Genomic DNA, 612 nt, shown 5'->3' on the forward strand with positions numbered 1-612 from the left:
GTAATAGGTGCTTGTATGCATTTTCCATTTCCTAAATTTTTAATTTGAACCGCTGTATTGCTCATAGGGATAAGTTTCCACATTTGTGCGTGATTGCTTGCATCGCAAGGATAATGGACAATTCCATTACCATAAGCATTAAGACAAGTATTGGTTTTGGCATTTTTAATCATTGCAAAATCATTAGGATAAAGCAAAAGTTGCCAAACTCTAGCATCGCCAAATCCTTTACTATCGATTAAAGTATAGCCCCAAATCCAATTTCCTTGTGCTAAAGCCCAAACCGTTAAAGCTGCTCCGCTAGGGCCTAAAATGGTTAAAAAATCAGAAACCGCAGGGCGATTTTCAAAAATTAAAACATCATTAAAAGCTTCGTCTTTAAAGCGAGGATTGATCCCATTTACTGCATTATTGTTGGCACTATTGCATGTTCTAGTTAAAGGTAGGGTAATAGGAGTAATAGGTACTAAAACAGCATCGCTAATTAAACTTGGAATTTCTTGATTGGTAGGAAAAGTAGGTTCAAGTCCTAGTTTTAAAGGATCAGTATCTACAAAATCTCCAAATGAACGCCCCAAAGGATTTACATTTTCAAATTTAGAAGAACATGCA

Annotated in this window: 1 protein-coding gene; it reads right to left on the reverse strand. The window is 35.8% G+C overall.

All coding sequences use genetic code 11. From position 1 onward, the window contains the following. A partial coding sequence (gene cdtA / locus KJR01_RS09640) for a cytolethal distending toxin subunit Cj-CdtA (RefSeq protein ID WP_214119024.1) occupies positions 1–612 on the reverse strand: 612 nt, incomplete at both ends.

Source organism: Campylobacter sp. 2018MI10 (genome assembly GCF_018501175.1).
GTDB lineage: Bacteria > Campylobacterota > Campylobacteria > Campylobacterales > Campylobacteraceae > Campylobacter_E.